This is a genomic window from Stenotrophomonas sp. MYb238, assembly GCF_009496535.1.
Taxonomy (GTDB): Bacteria; Pseudomonadota; Gammaproteobacteria; order Xanthomonadales; family Xanthomonadaceae; genus Stenotrophomonas.
Genome location: NZ_WIDL01000003.1, coordinates 116,068 through 142,301, shown reverse-complemented (window position 1 = coordinate 142,301; position 26,234 = coordinate 116,068). Strand labels below are relative to the sequence as shown.

The following is a 26,234-nucleotide window of genomic DNA, read 5'->3' as shown; positions in this document are numbered from 1 at the left end:
AGCAGCGCGTTGACCCGCACGCCCGCCGGTCCGAACTCGGCCGCCAGTGCCTGCACCAGGCCGATGACGCCGGCCTTGCTCGCCGCGTACGCGGCCGTGCACGGGAAGCCGGCGGTGTGGCCGACGAAGGTCGAGGTGAATACCAGGCTGGCGCCGTTTCCGGTGCGCAGCAGCGACGGGATCTGGTGCTTGGCGCCGAGGAAGGCGGCGGTGAGGTTGACGTCCACCGCCGCCTGCCAGTCGGACAGCGCGACATCGGGCGTGGGCTGCAACGGCCCCAGCGCGCCGGCGTTGTTGAACGCGGCGTGCAGCGGCCCGTACGTGTCCTCGGCATGGCGCACCAATGCCTGCGCATAGGCTTCCTCGCGCACGTCGCCGGCCAGCCAGGTAGCGGCACCGCCGTCGGCATGGATCTGCGCTGCCAGCGCCTGCAGTTCGGCGCCGCGCCGCGCGCCCAGCACCACGCGCGCGCCCTCGGCGGCGAACAGCAGCGCGGCGGCGCGGCCGATGCCGGAACTGGCGCCGGTGATCAATACGGTCTTGTCGTGCAATGCCTTCATGTCCTGCTCCTGATAATGGGAGCGGGGAGAGTGACGGCCTGACGCGCGCGACGCTCGCCGGTATCGGACGCGGCACTGGCCGGAAAAGAGAAAGCCCGGCTTGCGCCGGGCTTTCTGCTTGCTGCAGTCGTCGTGGCTTATGCCGCGACGGTGTCGGCCACGTCCTTGTAGTCGGCGATCTGGTCGAAGTTCATGTAGCGGTAGATCTCCGCGCCATTGGCGTTGATCACGCCGATGTCGGCCATGTACTCCTCCTTGGTCGGGATGCGGCCCAGGCGCGAGCAGATCGCCGCCAGTTCCGCTGAGCCCAGGTACACGTTGGTGTTGCGGCCCAGGCGGTTGGGGAAGTTGCGGGTCGAGGTCGACATCGCGGTGGAGCCCTCGCGGATCTGCGCCTGGTTGCCCATGCACAGCGAGCAGCCCGGCATTTCCATGCGCGCGCCGGCGCTGCCGAAGGTGCCGTACACGCCTTCCTTGGTCAGCTCGGAGGCATCCATCTTGGTCGGCGGGGCCACCCACAGGCGGGTCGGGATGTCGCGCTTGCCTTCCAGCAGCTTGGCCGCGGCGCGGAAGTGGCCGATGTTGGTCATGCACGAACCGATGAACACCTCGTCGATCTTGGCGCCGGCCACGTCGGACAGGGTCTTCACGTCGTCCGGGTCGTTCGGGCAGGCCACGATCGGCTCGTGGATATCGGCCAGGTCGATCTCGATGACCGCGGCGTACTCGGCGTCGGCATCGGGTTCGAGCAACTGCGGGTCGGCCAGCCAGGCTTCCATCTTCTCCACGCGGCGCGCCAGCGAGCGGGCGTCCTGGTAGCCCTCGGCGATCATCCACTTCAGCAGCGTGATGTTGCTGTTGAGGTACTCGATGATCGGCTCCTTGTTCAGCCGCACCGAGCAACCGGCGGCCGAACGCTCGGCCGAGGCGTCGGACAGTTCGAACGCCTGCTCCACCTTCAGGTCCGGCAGGCCTTCGATCTCCAGGATGCGGCCGGAGAAGATGTTCTTCTTGCCGGCCTTGGCCACGGTCAGCAGACCGGACTTGATCGCGTACAGCGGGATGGCGTTGACCAGGTCGCGCAGGGTCACGCCCGGCTGCATCTGGCCCTTGAAGCGCACCAGCACCGATTCGGGCATGTCCAGCGGCATCACGCCGGTGGCGGCGGCGAAGGCGACCAGGCCCGAGCCGGCCGGGAACGAGATGCCCACCGGGAAGCGGGTGTGCGAGTCGCCGCCGGTGCCCACGGTGTCGGGCAGCAGCATGCGGTTGAGCCAGCTGTGGATCACGCCGTCGCCCGGGCGCAGCGAGACGCCGCCGCGGGTGGAGATGAACTCCGGCAGGGTGTGGTGGGTCTTGACGTCCACCGGCTTCGGGTAGGCCGCGGTGTGGCAGAACGACTGCATCACCAGGTCGGCCGAGAAGCCCAGGCAGGCCAGGTCCTTCAGTTCGTCGCGGGTCATCGGGCCGGTGGTGTCCTGCGAACCCACCGAGGTCATCTTCGGCTCGCAGTAGGTGCCCGGGCGCATGCCCTGGCCTTCCGGCAGGCCGCAGGCACGGCCGACCATCTTCTGCGCCAGCGAATAACCCTTGCCGGTATCGGCCGGCTGCACCGGCAGGCGGAACAGGTCGGTGGCCGGCAGGCCCAGCGCCTCGCGCGCCTTGGCGGTGAGGCCGCGGCCGATGATCAGCGGAATGCGGCCGCCGGCGCGCACTTCGTCGAACAGCACTTCGGACTTCACTTCGAACTCGGCGATCACCTCGCCGTTCTTCAGCGCCTTGCCTTCGTACGGACGCAGCTCGACGACGTCGCCGTGCTCCATCTTCGACACGTCCAGCTCGATCGGCAGCGCGCCGGCGTCTTCCATCGTGTTGTAGAAGATCGGCGCGATCTTGCCGCCCAGGCACACGCCGCCGGCGCGCTTGTTGGGGATGTACGGGATGTCGTCGCCCGTCCACCACAGCACGCTGTTGGTGGCCGACTTGCGCGAGGAACCGGTGCCGACCACGTCGCCGACGTAGGCGACCAGGTGGCCCTTGTCCTTCAGCGACAGGATCTGCTGGATCGGGCCGCGCTTGCCGTCTTCTTCCGGGGTGAACGGCGCGTCGTCGCGCTTGTTCTTCAGCATCGCCAGGGCGTGCATCGGGATGTCCGGGCGGGTGGTCGCGTCCGGGGCCGGCGACAGGTCGTCGGTATTGGTCTCGCCCGGCACCTTGAACACGGTCACGGTCAGGCTCTGCGGCACTTCCGGCTTGCCGGTGAACCACTCGGCGTCGGCCCAGCTCTGCAGCACGGCCTGGGCGTTGGCGTTGCCGCCCTTGGCCTTTTCCTGCACGTCGTGGAAGGCATCGAACACCAGCAGGGTGTTCTTCAGCGCGTCGGCGGCGATGGCGCCGACCTGGGCGTCGTCCAGCAGCTGGATCAGCGGGGCGACGTTGTAGCCGCCGAGCATGGTGCCCAGCAGTTCGGTGGCGCGCTCGCGGCTGATCAGCGGGTTCTTCTCGCTGCCGAAGGCGATGGCCGCCAGGTACGAGGCCTTGACCTTGGCGGCATCGTCCACGCCGGCGGGCACGCGGTGGGTGATCAGCTCGAGCAGGAATTCGGCCTCGCCGGCCGGCGGGTTCTTCAGCAGTTCGATGACGTCGGCCGTCTGCTGTGCGGACAGCGGCAGCGGCGGGATGCCGAGGGCGGCGCGCTCGGCTACGTGGTGGCGGTAGGCTTCCAACATGACAACTCCCGGGTGGTACGGATTGGGTAAAAGGTAGGCGCTCAGGCTTGCGGCACGATCAGCTTCAGGCCCTTGAAGTAGTCGCGATAAAACGTGTCGTTCCAGGTGATCAGGCCGTCGCACTGCAGCAGCGCGTGGGCGCCGACCATGAAATCGTCGATGCGGCGGGTGTCGCCGGCGGTGCGCTGGCGGTGGCGGCGGTGCATCTCGCCGGCGCGCAGCGCGGACTTGGCTTCCAGCGAGCTGAAATGCACGCCCATTTCCTCCAGCGCCTCCTGCACCTGCGCGCCGCCGCGCAGCGAGGCGCAGATCTCGGCCAGCGTGGTGCCGCAGACCACCACGCGACCGCCGACCAGCGCCTGCCGCAGGCAGGCTTCCACCGCGTCGGCGCGGGGGCCGTCGCTGAGCAGTTCGATCAGTATCGGAGAGTCGACCGCGATCATGCCTGGCCGGTCTCGTCGCGTACGGTGCGCACGGCCTGTTCGGCCGACTCGAAGCCGTCCAGCGCGAACTTGCCGCGGGCGCGGGAAATGGCGTCGTCCACGCTCTTGCGCAGGACGATGCGGCTGCCTTCCAGCTCGACCTTCAGCAGCGTGCCCTTGGTCAGGCCCAGCGCATCGCGCACGGCCTTGGGCAGGGTGATCTGCCCGCGTTCAGCAACGGTGGCTTCCATGGGCGTCCTCCAAAGTATGCACGAATTATACATACCTTCACCGGCATACCCAAACGCACGCGGCAGCGGTCGCCACCGCTGCGAGGCTTGCGGCACAAGGCCTGGCGCCGGTTCCGTGACACGACTGCAACAAACCGGTGCGTATGCTGGCAGGCATGCGCCGCCTCGCCCACGGGGAAGTTCGTCCATACTCGGGCGACCGCCAATGAACGGGGGCACGCGCCCCAGCCAGCCGGCGCGGCCCACGCGCCGCCGCACGCCATCCGCCACAGGAGCCAGCCATGAGCGATTCGTTCTCCACCCGCAGCCAACTCGTCGTCGGCGACCAGACCTACGCGTACTGCAGCCTGCTCAGGCTGGGCGAGCGCTTCGATCTCTCCCACCTGCCCTATTCGATGAAGATCCTGCTGGAGAACCTGCTCCGGCACGAGGACGGCGGCCAGACCGTCGGCCCGGAGCATATCGAGGCGGTGGCGAAGTGGGATCCGGCGGCCGAGCCCGACACCGAGATCGCCTTCATGCCGGCGCGCGTGGTGCTGCAGGACTTCACCGGCGTGCCCTGCGTGGTCGACCTGGCGGCGATGCGCGACGCGGTCACCCGGCTGGGCGGCCGCGCCGAGCAGATCAACCCGCTGATCCCCTCCGAACTGGTGATCGACCACTCGGTGCAGGTGGACGTGTTCGGCCGCCCCGACGCGCTGGACATCAACGGCCGCATCGAGTTCGAGCGCAACCGCGAGCGCTACAGCTTCCTGCGCTGGGGCCAGAAGGCGTTCGAGAACTTCAAGGTGGTGCCGCCGAACACCGGCATCGTGCACCAGGTGAACCTGGAGAACCTGGCCCGCGTGGTGATGGAGCGCGACGTCGACGGCCAGCGCTGGGCCTTCCCGGACACCGTGTTCGGCACCGACAGCCACACCACCATGATCAACGGCATCGGCGTGCTCGGCTGGGGCGTGGGCGGCATCGAGGCCGAGGCGGCCATGCTCGGCCAGCCCTCGTCGATGCTGATCCCGCAGGTGGTCGGCTTCAAACTCACCGGCCGCCTGCCCGAGGGCGCCACCGCCACCGACCTGGTGCTGACCGTCACCCAGATGCTGCGCAAGCTCGGCGTGGTCGGCAAGTTCGTCGAGTTCTACGGCAACGGCCTGCAGCACCTGCCGCTGGCCGACCGCGCCACCATCGCCAACATGGCGCCGGAGTACGGCGCCACCTGCGGCATCTTCCCGATCGACGCCGAATCGCTGAACTACCTGCGCCTGTCCGGCCGCAGCGACGCGCAGATCGCGCTGGTCGAGGCCTATGCCAGGGCGCAGGGACTGTGGCACGAACCGGACAGCCCGCACGCGCGCTACAGCGCCACGCTGGAACTGGACATGGGCACGGTGCAGCCGTCGCTGGCCGGCCCCAAGCGCCCGCAGGACCGCGTGCTGCTGCAGGACGTACGCCGGAATTTCGCCGACGCGCTGGGCGGGCTGACCACCAATCGCGACCGCCGCAACGGCGAAGTGGCCGACTTCATCAGCGAGGGCGGCGGCGCGGCGGTCGGCAACGAGCAGCTGGCCAAGGGCCATGCCGACATCGAGATCGACGGCCGCAGGATGCGGCTGAAGGACGGGGCGGTGGTGATCGCCGCCATCACCTCGTGCACCAACACCTCCAACCCGGCGGTGATGATCGGCGCCGGCCTGCTGGCGCGCAACGCCGCCGCGCGCGGCCTGACCCGCCAGCCGTGGGTCAAGACCTCGCTCGGGCCGGGCTCGCGGGTGGTCACCGACTACCTGGAAAAGGCCGGCGTGCTGAAGGAGCTGGAGAAGCTGGGCTTCTACGTTGTCGGCTACGGCTGCACCACCTGCATCGGCAACTCCGGCCCGCTGCCGACCGAGGTCAGCGCCGGCATCGCCGCCGGCGACCTGGTGGTGGCCTCGGTGCTGTCGGGCAACCGCAATTTCGAGGGCCGCGTGCACCCGGAAGTCAAGACCAACTACCTGGCTTCGCCGCCGCTGGTGGTGGCCTACGCCATCGCCGGCACGGTCGACATCGACCTCACCCGCGACCCGCTGGGCAAGGACCGCGACGGCAACGACGTCTACCTGCGCGACATCTGGCCGAGTAACAGGGAGATCGGCGACGTGATCGCCGCCACCGTCGGCCCGGAGATGTTCAAGCAGAACTACGCCGACGTGTTCAAGGGCGACAGCCGCTGGGCGCGCATCGAATCGCCGGAAGGCCAGGCCTACCAGTGGAACGCGGATTCGACCTACATCAAGAACCCTCCCTACTTCGACGGCATGACCATGGCCGTGGGCAGCATCGCCGACATCCATGGCGCGCGCGTGCTCGGCCTGTTCGGCGACTCGATCACCACCGACCACATCTCCCCGGCCGGCAACATCAAGAAGGATTCGCCGGCGGGCCGCTTCCTGCAGTCGCGCGGGGTGCAGCCGGCCGACTTCAACAGCTACGGCAGCCGCCGCGGCAACGACGACGTCATGGTGCGCGGCACCTTCGCCAACATCCGCATCAAGAACCTGATGTTCGGCGGCGAGGAAGGCGGCAACACCCTGTACTTCGGCGCACAGCCGCCGGAGAAGATGTCGATCTACGACGCGGCGATGAAGTACAAGGCGGCCGGCACGCCGCTGGTGGTGATCGCCGGCAAGGAATACGGCACCGGCTCCTCGCGCGACTGGGCCGCCAAGGGCACCAACCTGCTCGGGGTCAAGGCGGTGATCGCCGAGAGCTTCGAACGCATCCACCGCTCCAACCTGGTCGGCATGGGCGTGCTGCCGCTGCAGTTCCTGCCGGGCGAGAACGCGCAGACGCTGGGCCTGGACGGCTCGGAAACCTTCGACATCACCGGCCTGGACGACGGCCGGGCCAAGCGCGCCACCGTTGCCGCGACCCGTGCCGACGGCAGCCGCGTCGCCTTCCAGGCGCACGTGCTGCTGCTGACGCCGAAGGAAGTGGAGTACTTCCGCAACGGCGGCCTGCTGCAGTACGTGCTCCGCCAGCTGGCAGCGAAGAAGGCGGCATGATCGCCCGTTGAACGGCGGAAGGCCGGCCCCGCGCAGCGCGCGGGGCGTTCGACCGGATCGCGCGGCAGCGCCGCGCAAACGGTCCAGACTCACCCGCAACGGCGGCCGGCTGCAGTACGTACTCCGCCAGTTGGCAGCGAGGAAGGCGGCATGATCGCCTGTTGAATGGCGGACTACCGGCCCCGCGCAGCACACGGGGCGTTCGACCGGACCGCGTGGCAGTGCCGCGCAAACGATCCGGACTCACCCGCAACGGCGGCCTGCTGCAGTACGTGCTCCGCCAGCTGGCAGCGAGGAAGGCGGCATGATCGCCCGTTGAACGGCGGAAGGCCGGCCCCGCGCAGCGCGCGGGGCGTTCGACCGGATCGCGCGGCAGCGCCGCGCAAACGGTCCAGACTCACCCGCAACGGCGGCCTGCTGCAGTACGTACTCCGCCAGCTGGCAGCGAGGAAGGCGGCATGATCCCCTGTTGAATCGCGGAAGACCCGCCCCACACAGCCTGGGGAGCGTTGGTTTGTGCACGGCAATGGTCCTGCGCCATCATCGGCCCCTTGTCATCGCCGGGAAGGGAGTTCCATGGGTACGGATGCATCGCGTCGCCGGTTTCTGGGATGGAGCAGCGGCATGCTGGCGGGCCTGGTCCTGCCTCCGGCCGTCGCGGCGGCCAGCGCATCGCCCGTCGTTTCCCCGGATGGCGCCGCGCTGTACGCCCGCGCCCTGGTGCTGGACGCCAACGCGCTGGCATCGGTAGGCGCGCTGCTGCACGACGACGAACAGGCGCTGCACCTGCGCCAGATCCGGGAATCGGGCATAAGCGCGATCAAGACCACCCTTGGCGGCGCAGCCGGCTCGTTCGAGGAAACGGTGGCCGACATCGCCCGCGCGCAGCAGCTGGTCGAATCCCATCCCGGGCTGTTCCTGAAGGTCGTCACCCCGGACGACCTGGCGCGCGCCAAGCGCGAAGGGAAGGTCGCGCTCATCTTCTCCTTCGAGGCGGCGAGCATGCTGGAGGACAGGCTCGAACGCATCGACCTGTTCCGCGGCCTCGGCGTGCGGGTCATGCAGCTGACCTACAACCACGCCACCCCGTTCGGCGGCGGCTGCCTGGACGATGCGTCTATCGGCCTGAGCCCGCTCGGGCGCGAGGCCATCGCGAGGATGAACGCACTGGGCGTGGCGCTGGACCTGAGCCATTCCAACGCGCGCACCACCGGCGAAGGCATCGCGGCATCGCGCACGCCGCCGCTGATCACCCATGCCGGCTGCAGCGCGGTGTTCGACCACCCGCGCAACAAGCGCGACGCGGAACTGCGGGCAATGGCCGACAAGGGCGGCGTGGTCGGCATCTACATGCTGCCCTTCCTCACCGAGGACGGCCGCCAGCCGCTGCTGGCCGACTACATCGCGCACCTGGAGCACGCGCTGCGCGTATGCGGCGAGGATCACGTCGGCATCGGCACGGACGCGCTGTTCTTTCCCGTCGGCGCGGAGGACATCCGCGAGATGGACCGGCAGATGCGCGAACGCCAGCTGGCCGGTACCGGCGCGCCGGGCGAGAACCGCACGCCCTACCTGCCCGACGCCAACACCCCGCGCCGGCTGGCGCTGGTGACCGATGCCCTGCTGCGCCGCGGCCATGCGCCGCGCGTTGTGGAGAAAGTGCTGGGCGCGAACTTCGCCCGCGCCTTCGGCGACATCTGGGGAAGCGGCTGAGGCCGGCCGCGCGGGTTACTCGAACGCGCCGACGCTGTCGTGGCTGAGGTTGTCGAAGCGGGTGTACTCGCCGAAGAACTTCAGCTTGCATGAGCCGGTTGGGCCGCCGCGGTGCTTGCCGATGATGATCTCGGCCAGGCCCTTGTCCGGCGAATTTTCCTTGTTGTAGTACTCGTCGCGGTAGATGAACACGATCATGTCCGCGTCCTGCTCGATGGCGCCCGATTCGCGCAGATCGGCCATCACCGGGCGCTTGTCGGTACGCGTTTCCAGCGAGCGGTTGAGCTGGGACAACGCGATCACCGGCACGTTCAGTTCCTTGGCCAGGCCCTTGAGCGAACGGCTGATCTCCGAGATTTCGGTGGCGCGGTTCTCGCTGTTGCCCGGCACGCTCATCAGCTGCAGGTAGTCGATCACCACCAGCCCCAGGTCGTGCTCGCGCTTGAGGCGGCGGCACTTGGAGCGCAGCACTTCCGGCGACACGCCCGGGGTGTCGTCGATGAAGATCTTGGTTTCCTTGAGCATGCGGATGGCGCCGGTGACGCGGCTCCAGTCCTCGTCCTCCAGCTGGCCGGTACGCAGGCGCTGGGCGTTGATGCGGCCGTTGGACGAGATCAGGCGCATCGCCAGCTGCGATGCGGACATTTCCATCGAGAACACCGCCACGCCCTTCTTCGACTTGATCGCCGCGTACTCGGCGATGTTCAGCGCGAAGGTGGTCTTGCCCATCGCCGGACGCGCGGCCAGGATGATCAGGTCGGTCGGCTGCAGGCCGGCGGTCATCGCGTCGAAATCGTTGTAGCCGGTCGGCAGGCCGGTGATGTTGCCGCCGTTCTCGAAGCGGTTGCGCAGTTCCTCGAACGCGTCCTTCAGCGCGCCGGGCATGGCCACGAAGTCGCTGCGCCCGCGCGCGCCCTGCTCGGCGATGGCGAACACCGATTTTTCCGCCGAGGCCAGCAGCTCGGTGCTGTCGCGGCCTTCGGGCTGGAAACCGTCGTTGACGATGTCGGTGCCGACCTGGATCAGCTGCCGCAGCACCGCCTTGTCGCGCACGATCTCGGCGTAGGCGCCGATGTTGGCCGCCGACGGCGTGGTGCTGGCCAGCTCGATCAGGTAGGCGCCGTCGCCGACCTGCTCCAGCTTGCCCTGCGACTCGAACCACTCGCCCAGCGTCACCGCGTCGAACGGGCGGTCGCGCTCGGACAGCTCGCGGATGGCGCGGTATATCAGCTGGTGGTCGCGGCGGTAGAAGTCCTTCTCGGTCAGCGCCTCGTTGACCCGGTCGAAGGCCTCCGGCGCCAGCATCAGGCCGCCCAGCACCGCCTGCTCGGCCTCGACCGAATGCGGCGGCACACGCAGGGAGTCGATGCGCTGTTCGCCGCGCTCTGCGCGGTCGTTGCGGTCGGAACGGAAGCTGGGACGGGCGGACATGGAAACCTGCTACTGCGGAAAAGCCAAGCGCCCATGGTAGGCCGATGCCGGCTTTCGGTGTGGGGATAGTTCTGTGGACAACCTGTCGGCAGCCTCTGGATGTGGCCGCCGGGCCGCCATCGCAAGGGGGGTGTCGGCCCGGCATGCCCGGCATCTCCGGCATGCCGGGACGCCGGGACGCCGGGACGCCGGGACGCGATTATCGCCCGAGGGCGGCGTCAGCGCCGGTGGTGCGTCCCGATCCATTCCAGGAAGCGGTCTACATAGTCCTGCAGGAAGCGCCGCGTGCCGTCGTTGGCGATGCTGCCGTCGGCCTCGATCAGCCCGTCCTTGTACTGCACGAAGGCCTCGGGCTGGGCCATCACCGACAGGTTCACGAACACCAGCACGTTGCGCAGGTGCTGCTGCGCCATCGCCGTGCCGGCCGCGCCGGGCGAGGTGCCGATCACCGCCGCCGGCTTGCCGTCGAAGGCGCCATCGCCATAAGGACGCGAGGCGGTGTCGATGGCGTTCTTGAGCACGCCGGGAATGGAGCGGTTGTATTCGGCGGTGACGAACAGCACCGCGTCGGCCCGGCGGATCTCCTCCTTCAGGCGCGTGCCCTGTGCCGGGAAGTCGCTGTCGCGGTCCTGGTTGTACAGCGGGATGTCATCGATACGCAGGTAGTCGAACCGGGCGCGCTCGCCGGCCAGCTTCTCCAGCGCCAGCGCCAGGCGGCGGTTGTAGGACTCCCTGCGCAGGCTGCCGACGAGTACGGCGATGCGATACGGTTCCATGGCGACCTCTCTGGGGTAGGTGCGGCCACGCTAGCCGGTGGCGCCTTCGCGGCCGGTGAAGGCCGGCCGCGTCACCCGCCGCGCACCTGCGCCCGCTGCGCCTGCCAGTGCGCCTGCCAGGCCTGGAACATCAGCACGTTCCACAGGTGGGTATGCCAGCGCCGCTCGCCCTGGCCGAAACGCCGCCACAGCGCGGACACCGCGGCCTCCTCGAACACCCCGTCCTGGCGCAGCCGCCGCGGATCGAGCAGGTCCCCGGCCCAGTCGCGCAGGTCGCCGCGCAGCCACTGCGTCACCGGCGCGCCGAAGCCGCGCTTGCCGCGGAACACCATCGCATCGGGCAGGTAGCGCCGCAGCACCTGCTTGGGCAGGTATTTGCTGGCACCGCCGCGCAGTTTCAGGTCCAGCGGCAGCGACCAGGCGAACTCGGCCACGTTCCAGTCCAGCAGCGGCGCGCGCGCCTCCAGGCTGGCGGCCATGCTGGTGCGGTCTACCTTGCACAGCAGGTCGTCGGCCAGGTAGGTGGTGAAGTCGGCCAGCATCATCGCGTCGGCCGGGCTGCCATGCCCCTGCAGCGGATCGGGCAGGCTGTAGAAGGTGGCCGGCTCGCGCGCGCCGCGCACCGCCGCGGCCGGGTCGCGCCAGCGCGAGATGCGGTTGCGGTAGACGTCGCCGATGCCGGTCGCGCCGGTTTCGGCCAGCAGCGCCGCCAGTCCGCCGGCGCGCGATTCCTCGCCCTGGGCGCGGGCATGACGGCCCAGCCAGCGCCGCAGCGGCGCCGGCACGCGCTGCAGCGCGCGCCAGTTGCGCAGCGCGCGCTGGTAGCGGGTGTAGCCGAAGAACAGCTCGTCGCCGCCATCCCCGGACAGGGCCACGGTGACGCCGCGCCGCGCCAGCCGCGCGACCAGCGCGGTCGGCACCTGCGAGGCGTCGGCGAAGGGCTCGTCGAACATCGCCGGCAGTTCCGGCACCACCGCCAGCGCGTCGGCGCCGCTGACGTACAGCTCGGTGTGGTCGCAGCCCAGATGAGTGGCCACCTCTTTTGCCAGCGGCGCCTCGTCGTGGTCCGAGCCCTCGAAGCCGATGCTGAAGCTGTGCACCGGCTTGGCGCTCTGCGCCTGCATCATCGAGGCGACCAGCGCCGAATCGGTGCCGCCGGACAGGAACACGCCCACCGGCACGTCGGCCACCATGCGCAGCGCCACCGCCCGGCGCAGCTGCCCGTCCAGCGCGTCGGCGGCCTCGGCCTCGCTGCCGGCGAACGGCGCGGCCAGGCAGGCGGCCATGCGTTCGCGCGCGTCCCAGTACGCCACCTGCGCCTGCCCGGGCCGGTGCGCGTCGGCACCGGCCGCCACCGTGGCCGCGTCCAGGTGCAGCACGCGGCCCGGCATCAGCTTGAAGGCGCGCTCGTGGATGCAGCGCGGCGCCGGGATGTAGTCCAGCCGCAGCAGCAGGGTCAGCGCGTCGCGGTCGATGCCGTTGTCGAACGCCGGATGGCGCCACAGCGCCTTCAGTTCCGAACCGAACACCAGCGCGTCGCCGGCCCAGCCGTAGTACAGCGGCTTCTTGCCGACGCGGTCGCGGGCCAGCGAAAGGCGCTGCTCGCGGCGGTCCCACAGGGCGATGGCGAACATGCCGTTGCAGCGGCGCAGCGCCGCCTCCAGCCCCCACTGCACGATCGCCGCCAGCAGCACTTCGGTATCGGAATGGCCACGGAAGCCGTGGCCGAGCGCTTCCAGTTCGGCGCGCAGTTCGACGAAGTTGTAGATCTCGCCGTTGTAGGCCAGCCAGTAGCGGCCGTCGCTGGACGCCATCGGCTGATGGCCCAGCGGCGACAGGTCCAGGATGCTCAGCCGGCGGTGCGCCAGCGCCACGCCGGCGGCGGCATCGGCCCAGACGCCGCGGTCATCCGGACCGCGATGGGCCAGCGCATCGCCCATCGCGCCGGCCAGCGCCGCCAGTTCCGCTTCCTGCAACCGCGCCTGCGATTGCAGGATTCCCGCCAGTCCACACATACCGATCGTTATCCACGCGCCAGCCCGGCTGCGGCGCTCACCACGTCATTGTCGCCCGGAAGCACCAGCAATGCCGCACCGGCCAGCGGCGTATAGGTGTCCGCGCCGGTCACCCGGCGCAGCGGCACCGCGCCGAAGCCGGCCTCGGCCAACGCGGTGATCACGCCCTCGCCCACGCCGGCGCTGTGCCGGCCCTCGTCCAGCACGATGATCCTCCTGGCGCCACGCGCCTGCTCGGCGATGTAGGCCGCGTTGAGCGGCACTAGCCAGCGCAGGTCCACCAGCCGCACCTTCCAGCCCTGCGCCGCCTCGATGGCCCTGGCCGCACGCAGGCCCATCGGCACGCCGTTGCCGTAGGTGAAGATCACCAGGTCGTCGTTGCCCTCGCCGTAGACGCGGCCCTGGCCCAGCTCCAGCGCCTGCTCCGGCGCCGGGTACGGGAACAGCCACTGGCCGTCGCCGGCCTCGTGCAGGTCCTTGGTCATGTACAGCGCGATCGGCTCCAGGAACACGCATACGCGTCCGTCCACCCTGGACAGCGCCGCCAGCGTGCGCAGCATCATCGCCGCGTCGTCGCCACGCGACGGGCAGCCGACCACCAGCCCGGGGATGTCGCGGATGGCGGCGATCGAGTTGTCGTTGTGGAAATGGCCGCCGAAGCCCTTCTGGTAGCCCAGCCCGGCGATGCGGATCAGCATCGGGTTGCGGTACTGGTCGTTGGAGAAGAACTGCAGCGAACAGGCCTCGCCGCGCACCTGGTCGATGGCGTTGTGCAGGTAGGCCAGGTACTGGATCTCCGGTACCGGCAGCATGCCCATGTTGGCGAAGCCCTGGGCCATGCCCAGGATCATGGTCTCGTCGAGCAGGGTGTTGAACACCCGGCGCGGGCCGAAGGCCTTGTGCAGGCCCTTGGTCACCGTATAGACGCCGCCCTTCTGCGCCACGTCCTCGCCGAACAGCAGGGTGTCGGGGTACTTGCAGAACAGGTCGTGCAGGGCCTGGTTGATCTGGATGGCCAGGTGCCGCGGCGGCAGGTTCTCCGGCAGCGACGCCTCGCCGCCGAACACCTGCAGCCGGCGCTGCCCGTAGTCGGCACGGGTCGCCTCGGCGCGCACCTTGTCCGGCGTATGCGGCGCCAGCGGCGCCATCACGTCCTTCAGCGAGGTCAGGCGCGGGCGCCTGTCCGCGTCCTCGGCGGCGGCGAAACAGCGCGCGCGGGTGCGCTCGTACAGCGCCAGCACCTCCTCGGCACTCATGACCCCGGATTCGACCGCGATCTGCGCGGACCTCAGCAGCGGGTCGCCCGCCTCCACCGCGCACAGTTCCTCCAGCGCCCGCCACTCGATCTCGAAGTCGGTGCCGGCGTGGCCCATGATGCGGGTGGTGCGCAGGTGCAGGAAGGTCGGCCGGCGCGTGCGGCGGCAGTGGTCCACCGCGCGCTGCACGTCGCCGTAGCCGGCGGCCAGGTCCAGCCCGTCGGCGAAGAAGTAGTCCAGGTCCGGGCGGTTGCGGAAGCTCTCGGCGATCCAGCCGCTGGGCGTCTTCACCGAGATGCCGATGCCGTTGTCCTCGCATACGTACAGCACCGGCGCCGGCAGCTTCTGGTAGGCCGTCCACGAGGCCGCGTTGAACGCGGTCTGCGCGGTGGCGTGGTTGGCCGAGGCATCGCCGAAGGAACAGATGGCGATGCTGTCCTCGGGCACCGGCAGCTCCAGCCCCAGCCGCTTGCCGGCCTCGATCGCCATGGCCGTGCCCAGTGCCTTGGGCAGGTGCGAGGCGATGGTCGAGGTCTGCGGCAGCACCCACAACGGCTTGCTGCCCCACACCTTGTGGCGGCCGCCGCTGGCCGGGTCCTCGGCGCTGGCGGCGAAGCTCAGCGCCGAATCCATGATCGGATCCATGCCCGGCAGCTTGCGGAAGCGCTCGGCCATGAAGCCGCCGGAACGGTAATGCAGGAATGCCGGGTCGGTATGGCGGGCGGCGCGGGCGACCATCGCGTTGCCCTCGTGGCCGGACGAACCGATGGTGTAGAAGACCTTGTTCTGCACGCGCAGCACGCGCGCCATCAGGTCCAGGTGGCGGCTGACCAGCTGCGATTCGAACAGCTCGCCGAATCCCCGCGCGTCCAGCGCGCTGCCCGGCAGCACGGGGGCGCCGTCCTGCGGCGCGCCGGCCGGCCCCGGCGCCAGGCCCTTCACGAATTCGATGAAGTTGGCGTCGCAGATCTCGGCGCGGTTCAGGCCCTTCATGCGGGCCGGAATGGGATTGGGTACACGGGCGAACATCAGGCGGGACTCCACGGTGCAGGCAGGTTGGGGAAGACGATCAGGGCGAAGCGGCCAGGAAGTTGCGCGCAACCTCCGGCGGCGGATCGGGCATGGCCACGAAACCGGGCCGGGCGCGGACGGCCTGCAGCCAGCGGCCGATGGCCGGATAGGAAGACAGGGCGATGCCGCCATCGGCGGCGACCGCTGTGTAGGCGAACAGAGCGATGTCGGCGATGCCGTAGTCCGGCCCGGTGAACCAGTCGTGCCCGGACAGGTGCCGTTCCATCACCGCCAGCGCGGCGTGGCCGCGCTCGCGCAGCCGTGGCAGTTCCTGCCGCCGCGGCGAACCGGGCGGCGTCCAGCCGCTGATGAAACGCGCCACCGCGATGCAGGGTTCATGGCTGTACTGCTCGAAGAACATCCACGACAGCGCCTGCGCGCGCTGCCAGCCGTCGGCCGGCAGGAACGGCGTGCCTTCGGCCAGCCAGAACAGGATCGCGTTGGATTCGGCGAGCACGCGCCCGTCGTCGCGTTCGACCAGCGGCACCTTGCCGTTCGGATTGAGCGCCAGGAAGTCCGGCGTGCGGGTCTGGCCGCCGGCGCTGTCCACCTCGACCCAGCGGTAGCGCGTGCCCAGCTGTTCCAGCAACAGACGGACCTTGTGGCAGTTGCCCGACGTGGACATGCCATACACCGTCAACGCAGCACCCGGATTGCTCAACGACACGATTCCCCACACCGCCGACTGGCAGGCGATCCGGCCATCTGACCGGAATCGGGGGCGTTTGGTAAAGCTGCGACCGCAGCAAAATCCACCGCGGAGGCCGGCGCGCTGCGGCGCGATACCGCCAGCCACGGCGGCGACGCATCGGGCACCGGCCAACCGACGTGGACCACACTCGCCCGCCCAGCAATGGATGCAGTTGAAACGATGCCTCAGCGGCGCGCCTGCCACGCCTGCCGCGACTGCCCCCACACCTCGACGTCGACCTCGTGCGGCGGCGGCAGGCGCGTGGCGCGCAGCACCCGCGAACCCAGCTTGCGCGCGACCGCCTGCGAGTTGTGGTTGTCCGGCGCGATGGTATGGATCACCTCGTCCCAGCCCAGCGCGTCGAACGCCCAGTCGATGGCCGCGCGCGCGGCCTCGGGCGCATAGCCACGTCCCCAGCAGGACGGCACGATGCTCCAGCCCACTTCCGGTCCCGGCCAGCCATGGGGCTGCCACGGCCCGACCCGGCCCACCCAGCGCCCGCTGTCCTTCTCGATCACCGAGAACATCGAGTACCCCAGCAGCTGCCAGCTGCCGGTCAACGTGGCCAGGCCGCGCCAGGCCACCGACGGCGCCTGCACGCCGCCCAGGTGCGCCATCGCCACCGGGTCGGCGCAGAACTCGGCGAACGCGTCGAAATCCTCCGCCGACGCCGGCCGCAGCAGTAGCCGCTCGGTTTCAACGCGCAGGTCGAAAATGCTCATCGCAGGGCGCTCCATGTTGCGGCCCGCCACGCTACCACCCTGCGCGGGGTCAGGCGGTCATGCGCCCGCTGATCGCGCCGTAGGCCAGGCGCACGGTCTCGAAACCATGCTTGAGCTCCAGGCGCCGGACGATGAAATGCCCGCGCGCCATGTCCTGGTAGTAGCCGGTGAACAGGGTGTTCAAGGTGGCGCCGGCCACCGCGCCGATCACCGGCACCGCCTGCGCGGCGAACTTCTCCGACACCACCACGCCGAAGCGCGCGGCGACCTTCTCCACGATCCGCGCCAGCCACTTGCCGGCTTCCTTCGGCCCCAACCCAAGCAGCAGGCCGTGGCTGCCGCTGAGCGTGGTGCCGGCCAGTTCCGCCGACAGGTGCCGCATCAGCTCGGTGGTGAAGCCGCGCGCCAGGTAGTAGCCGGTCTCGCTGGCGTCGTCGCCGCCCGAGTTGCCGCCCAGCGCGAACACTTCCAGGCAGGCCTGGCGGGTGGCGAAGTCGTCCAGGTCGAAGCCTTCGCTGCGCGCGATGTCGGCCACCGCGCGCATGATGATGGTGGTGGACAGCGGCAGCTCCACCACCAGCGCGGGCAGGCCGCCGGCGCCGCCCAGCGCGCCCGAGGCGGCGGCCGCCAGCTTGTGCAGCCGCGGCGAGGCCGGCTTGCCGGGCTGCTTTTTGTCCATGCTCCACAACGCGGCCTGCGCGGCCTTGTGCAGCGCGGCCTCGGTCGCGCCCTGGATGCGTTTCGATACACCCGCAGGCAGCCGGCGCACCGCGAACTCCAGCGGCGAACCGACCAGGTTGGCCATGCGCGCGCTGAGCGTGGGCGCTTCCAGCAGCGCCACCGCACGCCGCAGGTCGGCCATGTCCTGCGGGCTGTCGGCCAGCGTCGACACCAGTTCGCCCATCGCGCTCAGGCCGGTTCGGGCACACCCGGCAGCCCGGCCAGCGCGCCCATGTACCGGCGGTAGTGGCGCAGTTCGGCGATCGAGTCGTGCACGTCGCTCAGCGCGGTGTGGCTGGAATTCTTGCCCACGCCGGCGGCGATCGCCGGCGCCCAGCGCCGGGCCAGTTCCTTGACCGTGGACACGTCCAGGTTGCGGTAGTGGAAATAGCGCTCCAGGCGCGGCATCTGCCGGTGCAGGAAACGGCGGTCCTGGCAGATGGAGTTGCCGCACATCGGCGAAGCGCCGGCCTTGATCCAGTCCTGCAGGAAGGCGATGGTGCGCGCCTCGGCCTGGCCCATCGCGACCTCGCTCTCGACCACGCGCTGCCACAGGCCCGAACGCCGGTGCTGGTTGCGGTTCCACTCGTCCATCGCCTCCAGCGTCTCCAGCGGATGGGCGATGGCCAATTCCGGTCCTTCGGCCAGCACGTTGAGCTGGGCATCGGTGACCACGGTGGCGATCTCGATGATCGAATCGTTGTCCGTGTCCAGCCCGGTCATTTCCAGATCGATCCAGATCAACCGGTCGTTGTCTGTGCTGTTGTCCGTCATGTAGCGCCTCGTGCAGGGGGACCGGCGGCAGCGGCGCCGGCCCGGATCGGGCGCCCATGATACGCCGCGCCGCGTGGTCTCCCGAAGCGTCAGCCGCCGTCCTCGGGCAGCAGCGGCCGGCCGCGCTTGGCGCGGAAATAGTTGGTCAGGCGCAGGCCCGCTTCGCGCGCGAGCACGCCGCCGGCGACCTCGACGCGGTGGTTGTGGCGCGCATCGCCCAGCAGGTCGAACACGCTGCCGCAGGCGCCGGTCTTCGGGTCGGTGGCGGCGTACACCACGCGCGCCACCCGCGCGTGCACCAGCGCCATCGCGCACATCGCGCACGGTTCCAGCGTCACGTACAGCGTGCAGCCGACCAGGCGGTGGTTGCCGAGCCGGGCGCCGGCCTCGCGCATCGCCACGATCTCGGCGTGCGCGCTGGGATCGTGGCGGGCGATGTTGAGGTTCCAGCCCTCGCCCAGCAGCTGCCCGTCGGCCCCGACCAGCACCGCGCCCACCGGGATCTCGTCGAACTCGCGCTGCGCGCGCTCGGCCAGCGCCAATGCGTGGCGCATCCAGCGCGCGTCGGTTTCCGGATCGTGCCCGGCGGCGGGTGCGTTCATCGTGCGTCTTCCGATACGCAGGGCACGCCGGCATGGCGCAGGTGCACCAGCGGATACGGCCGCCCCTGGCCGTCGAGCGGCGAACGCCCGGTCTCGACGAAGCCCAGCCGCGCGTAGAACGCCATCGCCTGCGGGTTCTGCGCGTTGACGTCGGTGCCCAGCTGCGGATGCTCGCCCAGCGCCTGCGCCACCAGCCGGCATCCCAACCCGCGGCCGTGATGCGCCGGATCGACGAACAGCGCTTCCATGTGGCCGTCCACGACCAGCATGAAGGCCAGCGGCAGGTCGTCTACGTCCACTGCCAGCAGCAACGGCGCCTGGGGCAGGAACGCGCGGACCTCGGCTTCGATGGCCTGGCGGTCGGCGGCGGCGAGGAAGTGATGGGTGGCATCGACGGCGCGGCGCCAGATGTCGATGACGCGGGCGCCGTCTTGCGGGCGCGATGGACGCAGTGTCGGCATGGTCGAAAGTCCGGAAGAGTCCCGGGAACGCGCCCGGCGCGGCATGCGCCCGGGCCGTCGGGATGGCGGGCAGAGTGGGATTCGAACCCACGGAAGGTTTGACCCTTCGCCGGTTTTCAAGACCGGTGCCTTAAACCGCTCGGCCATCTGCCCGTGACTGTCGCGCCGATGCCTGGGCACCGGCCGGGGGCGCGCATTCTCGCACGCCGCCATCGATTCTGCTCAACCGGCCTCGATCGCCAGCGCACCCATGGTCGAGGCGCGGATCTTTTCCTTGGCGCGCTCGCAGGCGCCGCCGCAGTCCAGGCGCGAGGCCTCCAGCTGCGGCGGCAGGTGCTCGGCGAGGAAATCGATGAACACCCGCACCGCCGGCAGCAGCCCGCGGCGCGAGGCGAACACCGCATGGCAGATGCCCTGCGGCAGCGACCAGTCCGGCAGCACCACTTCCAGTTCGCCGTTGCGCACCGCTTCGGCGCAGACCGTTTCCGGCAGCATGGTGATGCCGAACCCGTCCTTGACCATGCTCTGCAGCAGCGGGAAATCGAAACCGGCCACGCGCGGCTGCAGGTCCACGCGGCTGACCACGCCGCCCGGGCCGTGCAGTTCCCAGCGCTGCCGCGCCTCGTCCTCGCTGATGCTCAGGGTGACGTGGCTGGCCAGGTCTTCGGGCGTCTTCGGCCGGCCGGCGCGGTCCAGGTACCTGGGGCTGGCCACCAGCAGTTCCTGCACCTGGCCGAAGCTGCGCATCACCAGGCTGCCGTCGTCGTCCAGCCGCGAACGCACGCGCAGGGCCACGTCGTAGCCTTCGTTGATGATGTCCACGCGGCGGTTGCTGATGTTCAGCTGCAGGCGCACCTTCGGGTACTGCTCCAGGAATTTCGGCAGCAGCTTGGGCAACTGCATCTGCGCCAGCGACACCGGCACGCTGGCGCGCACCAGCCCGCGCGGCTCGGCGCTGAGGCGGTCCACCACCTCGCGTGCGGCCTGCGCCTCGGCCAGCATGGTCTGCGCGTGGCGATGCACGCTCATGCCCACGTCGGTCACCGCGAAGCGGCGGGTCGAGCGCTGCAGCAGGCGCACGCCCAGATCGGTCTCCAGCTGGCTGATGCGCCGGCTCAGGCGCGACTTGGGGATGCCCAGCGCACGCTCGGCGGCCGCGAAGCCGCCATGATCCACCACCATCGCGAAGTAGTAGAGGTCGTTGAGGTCCTGCATGGATTGATCCCACAACTGGAACGAATCCACGAATTCAACCACCTTTGTCCTGATTTTACAAATCAGGCCGCAAACAGTCTTGTATCCAGCCCCATGTCTGTAGGAGCGACTTCAGTCGCGACGGGGCTTTACCGGCACAGCCCCATCGCGACTGAAGTCGCTCCTACCCGGCGAGGCGCAGAGCAAAAGGCCCGCATCGCTGCGGGCCTTCGCGCGGACAACGGCAGCGGCCGGCCTCAGCCGATCCGCTCCACGCCGCCCATGTAGGGGCGCAGCGCCTGGGGCACGGTGATCGAGCCGTCGGCGTTCTGGTAGTTCTCCATCACCGCGATCATCGCCCGGCCCACGGCCACGCCGGACCCATTGAGCGTGTGCGCCAGTTCCGGCTTGCCGGTGGCGGGGTTGCGCCAGCGCGCCTGCATGCGCCGGGCCTGGAAGTCGCCGCAGTTCGAGCACGAGGAGATCTCGCGGTATGTCTGCTGCGAGGGCAGCCACACTTCCAGGTCGTAGGTCTTGATCGCCGAGAAGCCCATGTCGCCGGTGCACAGCAGCATGCGCCGGTACGGCAGGCCCAGGGTCTGCAGCACGGTTTCGGCGCAGGCGGTCATGCGCTGGTGTTCGGCCTCGCTGTCCTCCGGGCGGCACACCGACACCAGTTCCACCTTCTCGAACTGGTGCTGGCGGATCATGCCGCGCACGTCGCGGCCGCCGCTGCCGGCTTCGGAACGGAAGCACATCGAATGGGCGGTCATGCGCAGCGGCAGGCGCTCGGCCTCGACGATCTCGTCGCGCACGATATTGGTCAGCGGCACTTCCGAGGTCGGGATCAGGTAGCGCGTGGCATCGCCCAGCGCGGTCTTGAACAGGTCTTCCTCGAACTTGGGCAGCTGGCCGGTGCCGCGCAGCGAGTCGGCGTTGACCAGCACCGGCACGTTGGTTTCCTCGTAGCCGTGCGCGTTGACGTGCAGGTCCAGCATGAACTGGCCCAGCGCGCGGTGCAGGCGGGCGATGGGCCCGCGCAGCACGGTGAAGCGCGCGCCGGACAGCTTGGCCGCGGTCTCGCCGTCCAGCCAGCCGTTGCGGGCGCCGAGTTCGACGTGGTCGAGCACCGCGAAATCGAACGTACGCGGCGTACCCCAGCGCGACTGCTCGACGTTGTCGTTCTCGTCCCTGCCCCGCGGCACGTCGTCGGCCGGCAGGTTGGGAATGCCCTGCGACAGCGCCTCGATCTGGGCGCGCAGGTCGTCCAGCTGGACTTCCGAGGCCTTCAGTTCGTCGGCGAAGCCGGCGACCTCGGCCATGATCGCCGACACGTCCTCGCCCTTGGCCTTTGCCTGGCCGATCGCCTTGGAACGGCTGTTGCGCAGGCTCTGCAGTTCCTGCGTGCGCACCTGGATGCGCTTGCGGTCGGTCTCCAGGGACTCGATCGCGGCCACGTCGAGTTCGTAGCCGCGCGTGTCGCGCAGGCGTTGCGCCAGTTCGGCGGGCTGCTGTCGGAGAAGGGCGGGATCGAGCATGGGCGGCACTGTAAACGGATACGGAACGCGATTATCGCCCGAACCGCGCCGCTCTGCCGCGCGCCGATACCGTCCTGTGCCAGAATCCGGACGTTCCTTCCGGTCAAGCCTCCTCGCCCGCGCCGCCCATGCCCGCTTCCCGCTCCGACCAGAACATCACCTTCCAGTTGCCGCGCAACGCGCTGAAGATCGCCGGCATCGCCTTCGGCATCGGCCTGCTGCTGTTCGTGGCGGTGTGGTTGAACGCACGCCGGCACAACGACTTCTACCGGGCCGATCCGGCGCAGCCGCAGGTCCAGGCCGACGAGGCCATGCCCCTGCCCGAACCGCTGCCGGCCGGTACCGGCGCCAGCGACATGCCCGATGCGCGCCCGGAAGCGCCGGCCGAAGAAGCCCCGCAGGTGGTGGACACCGCGCCTGCGCCGCAGCCGCTGCCGGAAACGCCCGCGACCACCGCGCCGGCCAGTCCCGTCGCGCCGCCTGCCACCGCAGCCGCCCCCGGCGACCGCCCGGTGCCGCTGCCGGGGCAAAGCCCGCCGCCGTCCTATCCGCCGGCCGCGCTGCGGCGCGGCGAGAGCGGCACCGTGGTGGTGCGCGTGGACGTCGACGCCGGCGGCATGCCGCTGGACGCGAAGATCATCCAGCGCAGCGGCTCGCGCGACCTCGACCGCGCGGCGCTGGAAGCGGTGCGCGGCTGGCGCTTCCAGCCGGCGCAGAGCAACGGCCAGCCGATGGTCGGCAGTCTGGAAATTCCCTTCGACTTCCAGCCCGGCCAGTAATCTGAACGCCGCCTGCGCCGCACCCTGAACTCCGGCGCACCCGCGGGCCGCGTCTTTACGCCACGCTGACCACCACGGCCGCGCATCGGGCCAGACTCCAGGCGTCACTGGACGCATAAGGAGCCTGACGATGAGTGCCACCCATGCCCACGAACTGCATCCCGCCCCTGACGGACAACCGCGCCACGCCACCTCGCCCTGGCTATGGGCCGCGCTGGTGCTGGCGATCCTGATCGGCGTACTGACGCTGGTGCGGCGACAGAGCGAGCCGGTCCCCGCCGCACCGTTCGGCAACGAAACCGCACCGGTCGTCGTGGCCCCGGCGACCGACGCACCGGCCGTCACACGCGCACCGACCGCCACGCAGGACCAGCGCAAGCCGGCACCGCTGGTGCGTGATCGCCAGGCGCGCCCGCTGGCGGGCAACGCCTCGCCCGCCTACCCGCCGGCCGCACTGCGTGCCGGCGTCGAGGGCAGCGTCGTGGCCAACCTGCAGATCGATGCGCAGGGCAAGGTCACCGACGCCAGCATCGTGTCGCGCAGCGGCACGCGCAGCCGCGACCTGGACCGCGCGGTGCTGAACGCGGTGCGCGGCTGGACCTTCGAACCGGCCATCCGCAACGGCCGCGAGGTCGCCAGCGTGGTCCGCGTCCCGGTGGATTTCCACGCCGAGCGCTGACCGCGGAATGCGAACGGGCCGGAAGCGGCATGCTTCCGGCCCGTTCGCGCATCTCCCGCCGGCGGTCAGGCGACCGTCAAGGCAAAACCGGCCTCGCGCGCCAGGCGGTCGAAGCCGGGGAAGGACGTCGCCACGTTGGCGACATCGTTGATCCGCACCTGCCCCTCGCTCAACTGGCCGGCGATGGAAAAGGCCATCGCGATGCGGTGGTCGCCATGGCTTTCGATGGTGCCACTGCCGAGCGTGCCGGGATGGATGGTGGCGCCGTCGTCGGTCTCATCGACGCGCAGGCCCAGCGTGCGCAGGCCGGTGGCCATGGCCGCCAGGCGGTCGGATTCCTTCACCCGCAGCTCGGCCGCGCCGCGCACCACCGTCGGGCCTTCGGCCGCGGCGGCGGCAACGAACAGCGCGGGGAACTCGTCGATCATGTCCGGCACCACCTCCACCGGAATCTCCGCGCCCTTGAGCGGCGCATGCCGCACCACCAGGTCGGCCACCGGCTCGCCGCCGTGCTCGGCATGGTTCTCTTCGGCGATGTCCGCGCCCATCAGCCGCAGCGCGGCCAGCAGGCCGGTGCGGCGCGGGTTCAGGCCCACCGAGCGCAGGCGCACGTGCGAGCCGGGAATGACGCTGGCGGCAACGATGAAGAACGCCGCGGAGGAAAAATCCGCCGGCACCGCGATGTCGGTGGCGCGCAGCCGCTGGCCGCCGCGCAGGCGCGCCCGGCCCGGTTCGAAATCGATCTCCACGCCGAAGGCGCGCAGCATGCGCTCGGTGTAGTCGCGGGTCGGGTGCGGCTCGGCCACCGAGGTCTCGCCCTGTGCGTACAGTCCGGCCAGCAGCACCGCCGACTTCACCTGCGCGCTGGCCACCGGCAGTTCGTAGTCGATGCCGTGCAGCGGCTGGCCGCCGTGGATGCGCAGCGGCGGCGTGCCGTCGTCCTGCGTGTCGATGCGCGCGCCCATCCGCGCCAGCGGGCCGGTGACGCGGCGCATCGGCCGCTTGGACAGCGATTCGTCGCCCACCAGCACGCTGTCGAACGGCTGCGCGGCCAGCAGGCCGGCGAGCAGGCGCATGCCGGTGCCGGCGTTGCCGCAGTCCAGTTCGCCGTCCGGCGCCTTCAGCCCGTCGACGCCGACGCCATGCACGACGCGCCGCGACGGCGACGGCGTCTCGAAACGCACGCCCATGCGCGCGAAGATCGCGGCGGTGGCGCGGGTGTCCTCGCCCTCGAGGAAACCATCGATGCGCGATACGCCATCGGCCAGCGCGGCGAACATCACCGCCCGGTGCGAGACCGACTTGTCGCCGGGGATGTCGAGCGTGCCCTGCAGGGGCCGGCCTTTGCTTGCGATCCAGTGGGGCTGGGAAGTCATGCGCGATCTCTCTGGTTGTCCATTGTTCCTTCTCCCTCCCGGCGGGGAGACAGTCCGGCAGGGATGCCGGACTGCACGGCGACGCCGCCCGGAGGGTACGGCACAGGGATGTGCCGCATGCAGGTGCCCAAAGGGCGGATGGGGTTACGGGTGAAGCCTCGAGGATCAAGGGCTGCGAGGAGGCTTCGCCCCTGCCCTCAACCCCTCTCCCGGGGGAGAGGGGCGTTCAGATCACGGCACGGCGACCGGGTAGGAACCCAGCACCTTGATCTCGGCCGAATGCGCCTTGAGCTCGGCCAGCGCCGCCTGCATCGATGCGTCCTCGATGTGCCCGGCCAGGTCGATGAAGAAACCATATTCCCACTTGGCCTGGTGCGAGGGCCGCGACTCGATGCGGTTCATGCTGATGCCATGGCGCGCGAACGGGCTGAGCACGTCGAACAGCGCGCCGGGCTTGTCGTGGATGAACACCAGCACCGAGGTGCGGTCGTGGCCCGAGGAGGGGAAGAACTGGCGGCCGATCACCAAAAAGCGCGTGGTGTTGTCCGCATCGTTCTGGATCGGCTTGGTCACCACCTTCTTCAGGCCGTAGACATGGCCGGCGCTCTCGCCGCCGATCGCCGCCGCGTCGTCGGCGTTGCGCGCGCGGCGCGCGCCCTCGGCATTGCTCGACACCGGCACCTTCTCGGCCCTGGGCAGGTTGGCGCGCAGCCACGCCGAGGTCTGCATGAACGACTGCGGGTGCGCGTAGACGCGCTCGATGTCCTCCAGCCGGCCGCTGCGCGACATCAGGAACTGCTGCACGCGCAGTTCCACTTCGCCGCAGATCTTGAGGTTGGAGGTCAGGAACATGTCCAGGGTGATCTGGATGGTGCCCTGCCCCGAGTTCTCCACCGGCACCACGCCGAAATCGGCGTTGCCCGCTTCCACTTCCTGGAACACTTCCTCGATGCTGGCCAGCGGCAGCCCGAGCGCCGAGCGACCGAAATGCTTGAGCACGGCCTGCTGGCTGAAGGTGCCTTCCGGACCGAGGTAGCCGATCTTCAGCGGCTCCTGCTGCGCCAGGCAGGCCGACATGATCTCGCGGAACACGTGCACCAGCACTTCGTCCGAGAGCGGGCCCTCGTTGCGGTCGACCACCATGCGCAGCACCTGCGCCTCGCGCTCGGGCCGGTAGTAGTCGACGGCGGCAGCGAGCTTGCCCTTGGCCTTGCCGACCTGGTGGGCGAACTGCGCGCGCTCGGCGATCAGGGCCTGGATGCTGCGGTCGATCTGGTCGATCTTGGCGCGCACGTCGGCCAGCACCGGCTTGGCCACGGTGATGGCGGTCTGCTTGGCGGCGGCTTTCTTCGCCGGTGCCGGCTTCGCCTTAGCGGCGGTCTTGGGTGGCTTGGATGCCATGGTCGGGTCTACCTGTTGCGGGCCGGCGCGGCGCG

General features: G+C 70.0%; 22 protein-coding genes and 1 tRNA gene. 4 read left to right on the top strand and 19 right to left on the bottom strand.

What is annotated here, in order from left to right:
- The 4 genes from CQ393_RS03310 to CQ393_RS03295 all read right to left on the bottom strand — a co-directional run.
- Positions 1 to 560: SDR family oxidoreductase (locus CQ393_RS03310; protein ID WP_228114244.1), on the bottom strand; the 560-nt coding region annotated here is incomplete at its 3' end.
- Positions 561 to 697: 137 nt separating this feature from the next.
- Positions 698 to 3,289 carry a bifunctional aconitate hydratase 2/2-methylisocitrate dehydratase gene (acnB, locus tag CQ393_RS03305; RefSeq protein WP_153190201.1) on the bottom strand — a complete coding sequence of 864 codons (2,592 nt, stop codon included), beginning with the start codon at positions 3,287 to 3,289 and terminating at the stop codon, positions 698 to 700.
- Between the two features lie 41 nt (positions 3,290 to 3,330).
- On the bottom strand, positions 3,331 to 3,732 hold the full coding sequence (locus tag CQ393_RS03300) for a type II toxin-antitoxin system VapC family toxin (protein ID WP_153190200.1): 402 nt from the start codon (positions 3,730 to 3,732) through the stop codon (positions 3,331 to 3,333).
- On the bottom strand, positions 3,729 to 3,962 hold the full coding sequence (locus CQ393_RS03295) for an AbrB/MazE/SpoVT family DNA-binding domain-containing protein (protein ID WP_153190199.1): 234 nt from the start codon (positions 3,960 to 3,962) through the stop codon (positions 3,729 to 3,731). Before CQ393_RS03295 ends, CQ393_RS03300 begins: the two co-directional genes overlap by 4 nt.
- Before the next feature lie 281 nt (positions 3,963 to 4,243).
- Between CQ393_RS03295 and acnA the strand changes: the two genes are divergently transcribed.
- Positions 4,244 to 7,000 (top strand): aconitate hydratase AcnA, encoded by a 2,757-nt coding sequence (acnA, locus tag CQ393_RS03290; RefSeq protein ID WP_153190198.1) that lies wholly within the window; start codon positions 4,244 to 4,246, stop codon positions 6,998 to 7,000.
- Between the two features lie 624 nt (positions 7,001 to 7,624).
- A complete protein-coding gene (locus CQ393_RS03285) occupies positions 7,625 to 8,713 on the top strand; it encodes a membrane dipeptidase (RefSeq protein ID WP_153190197.1) in 1,089 nt (362 codons plus the stop codon).
- 15 nt (positions 8,714 to 8,728) lie between these two features.
- Here the strand turns inward: CQ393_RS03285 and CQ393_RS03280 are convergent, their stop codons facing one another.
- The 13 genes from CQ393_RS03280 to serS all read right to left on the bottom strand — a co-directional run bounded on the left by CQ393_RS03280 (position 8,729) and on the right by serS (position 21,964).
- Positions 8,729 to 10,144, bottom strand: a complete 1,416-nt coding sequence (locus CQ393_RS03280; protein ID WP_153190196.1) for a replicative DNA helicase — start codon at positions 10,142 to 10,144, stop codon at positions 8,729 to 8,731.
- A 218-nt stretch (positions 10,145 to 10,362) separates the two neighbouring features.
- Positions 10,363 to 10,920, bottom strand: a complete 558-nt coding sequence (locus CQ393_RS03275; protein ID WP_153190195.1) for an NADPH-dependent FMN reductase — start codon at positions 10,918 to 10,920, stop codon at positions 10,363 to 10,365.
- Positions 10,921 to 10,991: 71 nt separating this feature from the next.
- The gene (gene asnB / locus CQ393_RS03270) at positions 10,992 to 12,935 is read right to left on the bottom strand and encodes an asparagine synthase (glutamine-hydrolyzing) (protein WP_153190194.1); all 1,944 of its coding nucleotides are present in this window, start codon (positions 12,933 to 12,935) and stop codon (positions 10,992 to 10,994) included.
- Between the two features lie 8 nt (positions 12,936 to 12,943).
- Positions 12,944 to 15,220, bottom strand: coding sequence for a thiamine pyrophosphate-dependent enzyme (locus CQ393_RS03265; protein ID WP_153190193.1), 2,277 nt, complete (start codon positions 15,218 to 15,220; stop codon positions 12,944 to 12,946).
- Positions 15,221 to 15,260: 40 nt separating this feature from the next.
- The gene (locus CQ393_RS03260) at positions 15,261 to 15,923 is read right to left on the bottom strand and encodes a glutathione S-transferase family protein (RefSeq protein ID WP_153190192.1); all 663 of its coding nucleotides are present in this window, start codon (positions 15,921 to 15,923) and stop codon (positions 15,261 to 15,263) included.
- Between the two features lie 215 nt (positions 15,924 to 16,138).
- Positions 16,139 to 16,675 carry a GNAT family N-acetyltransferase gene (locus tag CQ393_RS03255; protein WP_153190191.1) on the bottom strand — a complete coding sequence of 179 codons (537 nt, stop codon included), beginning with the start codon at positions 16,673 to 16,675 and terminating at the stop codon, positions 16,139 to 16,141.
- Between the two features lie 49 nt (positions 16,676 to 16,724).
- Positions 16,725 to 17,579, bottom strand: a complete 855-nt coding sequence (locus CQ393_RS03250; RefSeq protein ID WP_153190190.1) for an EcsC family protein — start codon at positions 17,577 to 17,579, stop codon at positions 16,725 to 16,727.
- A gap of 5 nt (positions 17,580 to 17,584) precedes the next feature.
- Complete coding sequence (gene orn / locus CQ393_RS03245) at positions 17,585 to 18,169, bottom strand: oligoribonuclease (protein WP_153190189.1); 585 nt, start codon at positions 18,167 to 18,169, stop codon at positions 17,585 to 17,587.
- A gap of 89 nt (positions 18,170 to 18,258) precedes the next feature.
- Entirely contained in the window at positions 18,259 to 18,771 is a 513-nt protein-coding gene (gene tadA, locus CQ393_RS03240; RefSeq protein ID WP_153190188.1) for a tRNA adenosine(34) deaminase TadA, read from the bottom strand.
- Positions 18,768 to 19,232, bottom strand: coding sequence for an acetyltransferase (locus tag CQ393_RS03235; RefSeq protein WP_194269572.1), 465 nt, complete (start codon positions 19,230 to 19,232; stop codon positions 18,768 to 18,770). Before CQ393_RS03235 ends, tadA begins: the two co-directional genes overlap by 4 nt.
- A 63-nt stretch (positions 19,233 to 19,295) precedes the next feature.
- Positions 19,296 to 19,385: transfer RNA gene (locus tag CQ393_RS03230), tRNA-Ser, on the bottom strand.
- Positions 19,386 to 19,454: 69 nt separating this feature from the next.
- Positions 19,455 to 20,462 carry a LysR family transcriptional regulator gene (locus CQ393_RS03225; protein WP_153190291.1) on the bottom strand — a complete coding sequence of 336 codons (1,008 nt, stop codon included), beginning with the start codon at positions 20,460 to 20,462 and terminating at the stop codon, positions 19,455 to 19,457.
- A gap of 221 nt (positions 20,463 to 20,683) precedes the next feature.
- Positions 20,684 to 21,964: a serine--tRNA ligase gene (gene serS, locus CQ393_RS03220; protein ID WP_153190186.1), complete on the bottom strand. Its 1,281-nt coding sequence runs from the start codon at positions 21,962 to 21,964 to the stop codon at positions 20,684 to 20,686.
- Positions 21,965 to 22,092: 128 nt separating this feature from the next.
- Here serS and CQ393_RS03215 point away from each other — a divergent pair, with 128 nt between their 5' ends.
- The gene (locus CQ393_RS03215; protein ID WP_153190185.1) at positions 22,093 to 22,743 is read left to right on the top strand and encodes an energy transducer TonB; all 651 of its coding nucleotides are present in this window, start codon (positions 22,093 to 22,095) and stop codon (positions 22,741 to 22,743) included.
- Positions 22,744 to 22,873: 130 nt separating this feature from the next.
- Positions 22,874 to 23,422 carry an energy transducer TonB gene (locus CQ393_RS03210; RefSeq protein ID WP_153190184.1) on the top strand — a complete coding sequence of 183 codons (549 nt, stop codon included), beginning with the start codon at positions 22,874 to 22,876 and terminating at the stop codon, positions 23,420 to 23,422.
- 65 nt (positions 23,423 to 23,487) lie between these two features.
- Here CQ393_RS03210 and aroA read toward each other — a convergent pair whose 3' ends face one another.
- Positions 23,488 to 24,798, bottom strand: coding sequence for a 3-phosphoshikimate 1-carboxyvinyltransferase (gene aroA / locus CQ393_RS03205; RefSeq protein WP_153190183.1), 1,311 nt, complete (start codon positions 24,796 to 24,798; stop codon positions 23,488 to 23,490).
- Positions 24,799 to 25,029: 231 nt separating this feature from the next.
- Complete coding sequence (pheA, locus tag CQ393_RS03200; protein WP_153190182.1) at positions 25,030 to 26,199, bottom strand: prephenate dehydratase; 1,170 nt, start codon at positions 26,197 to 26,199, stop codon at positions 25,030 to 25,032.
- Positions 26,200 to 26,234: the final 35 nt, after the last annotated feature.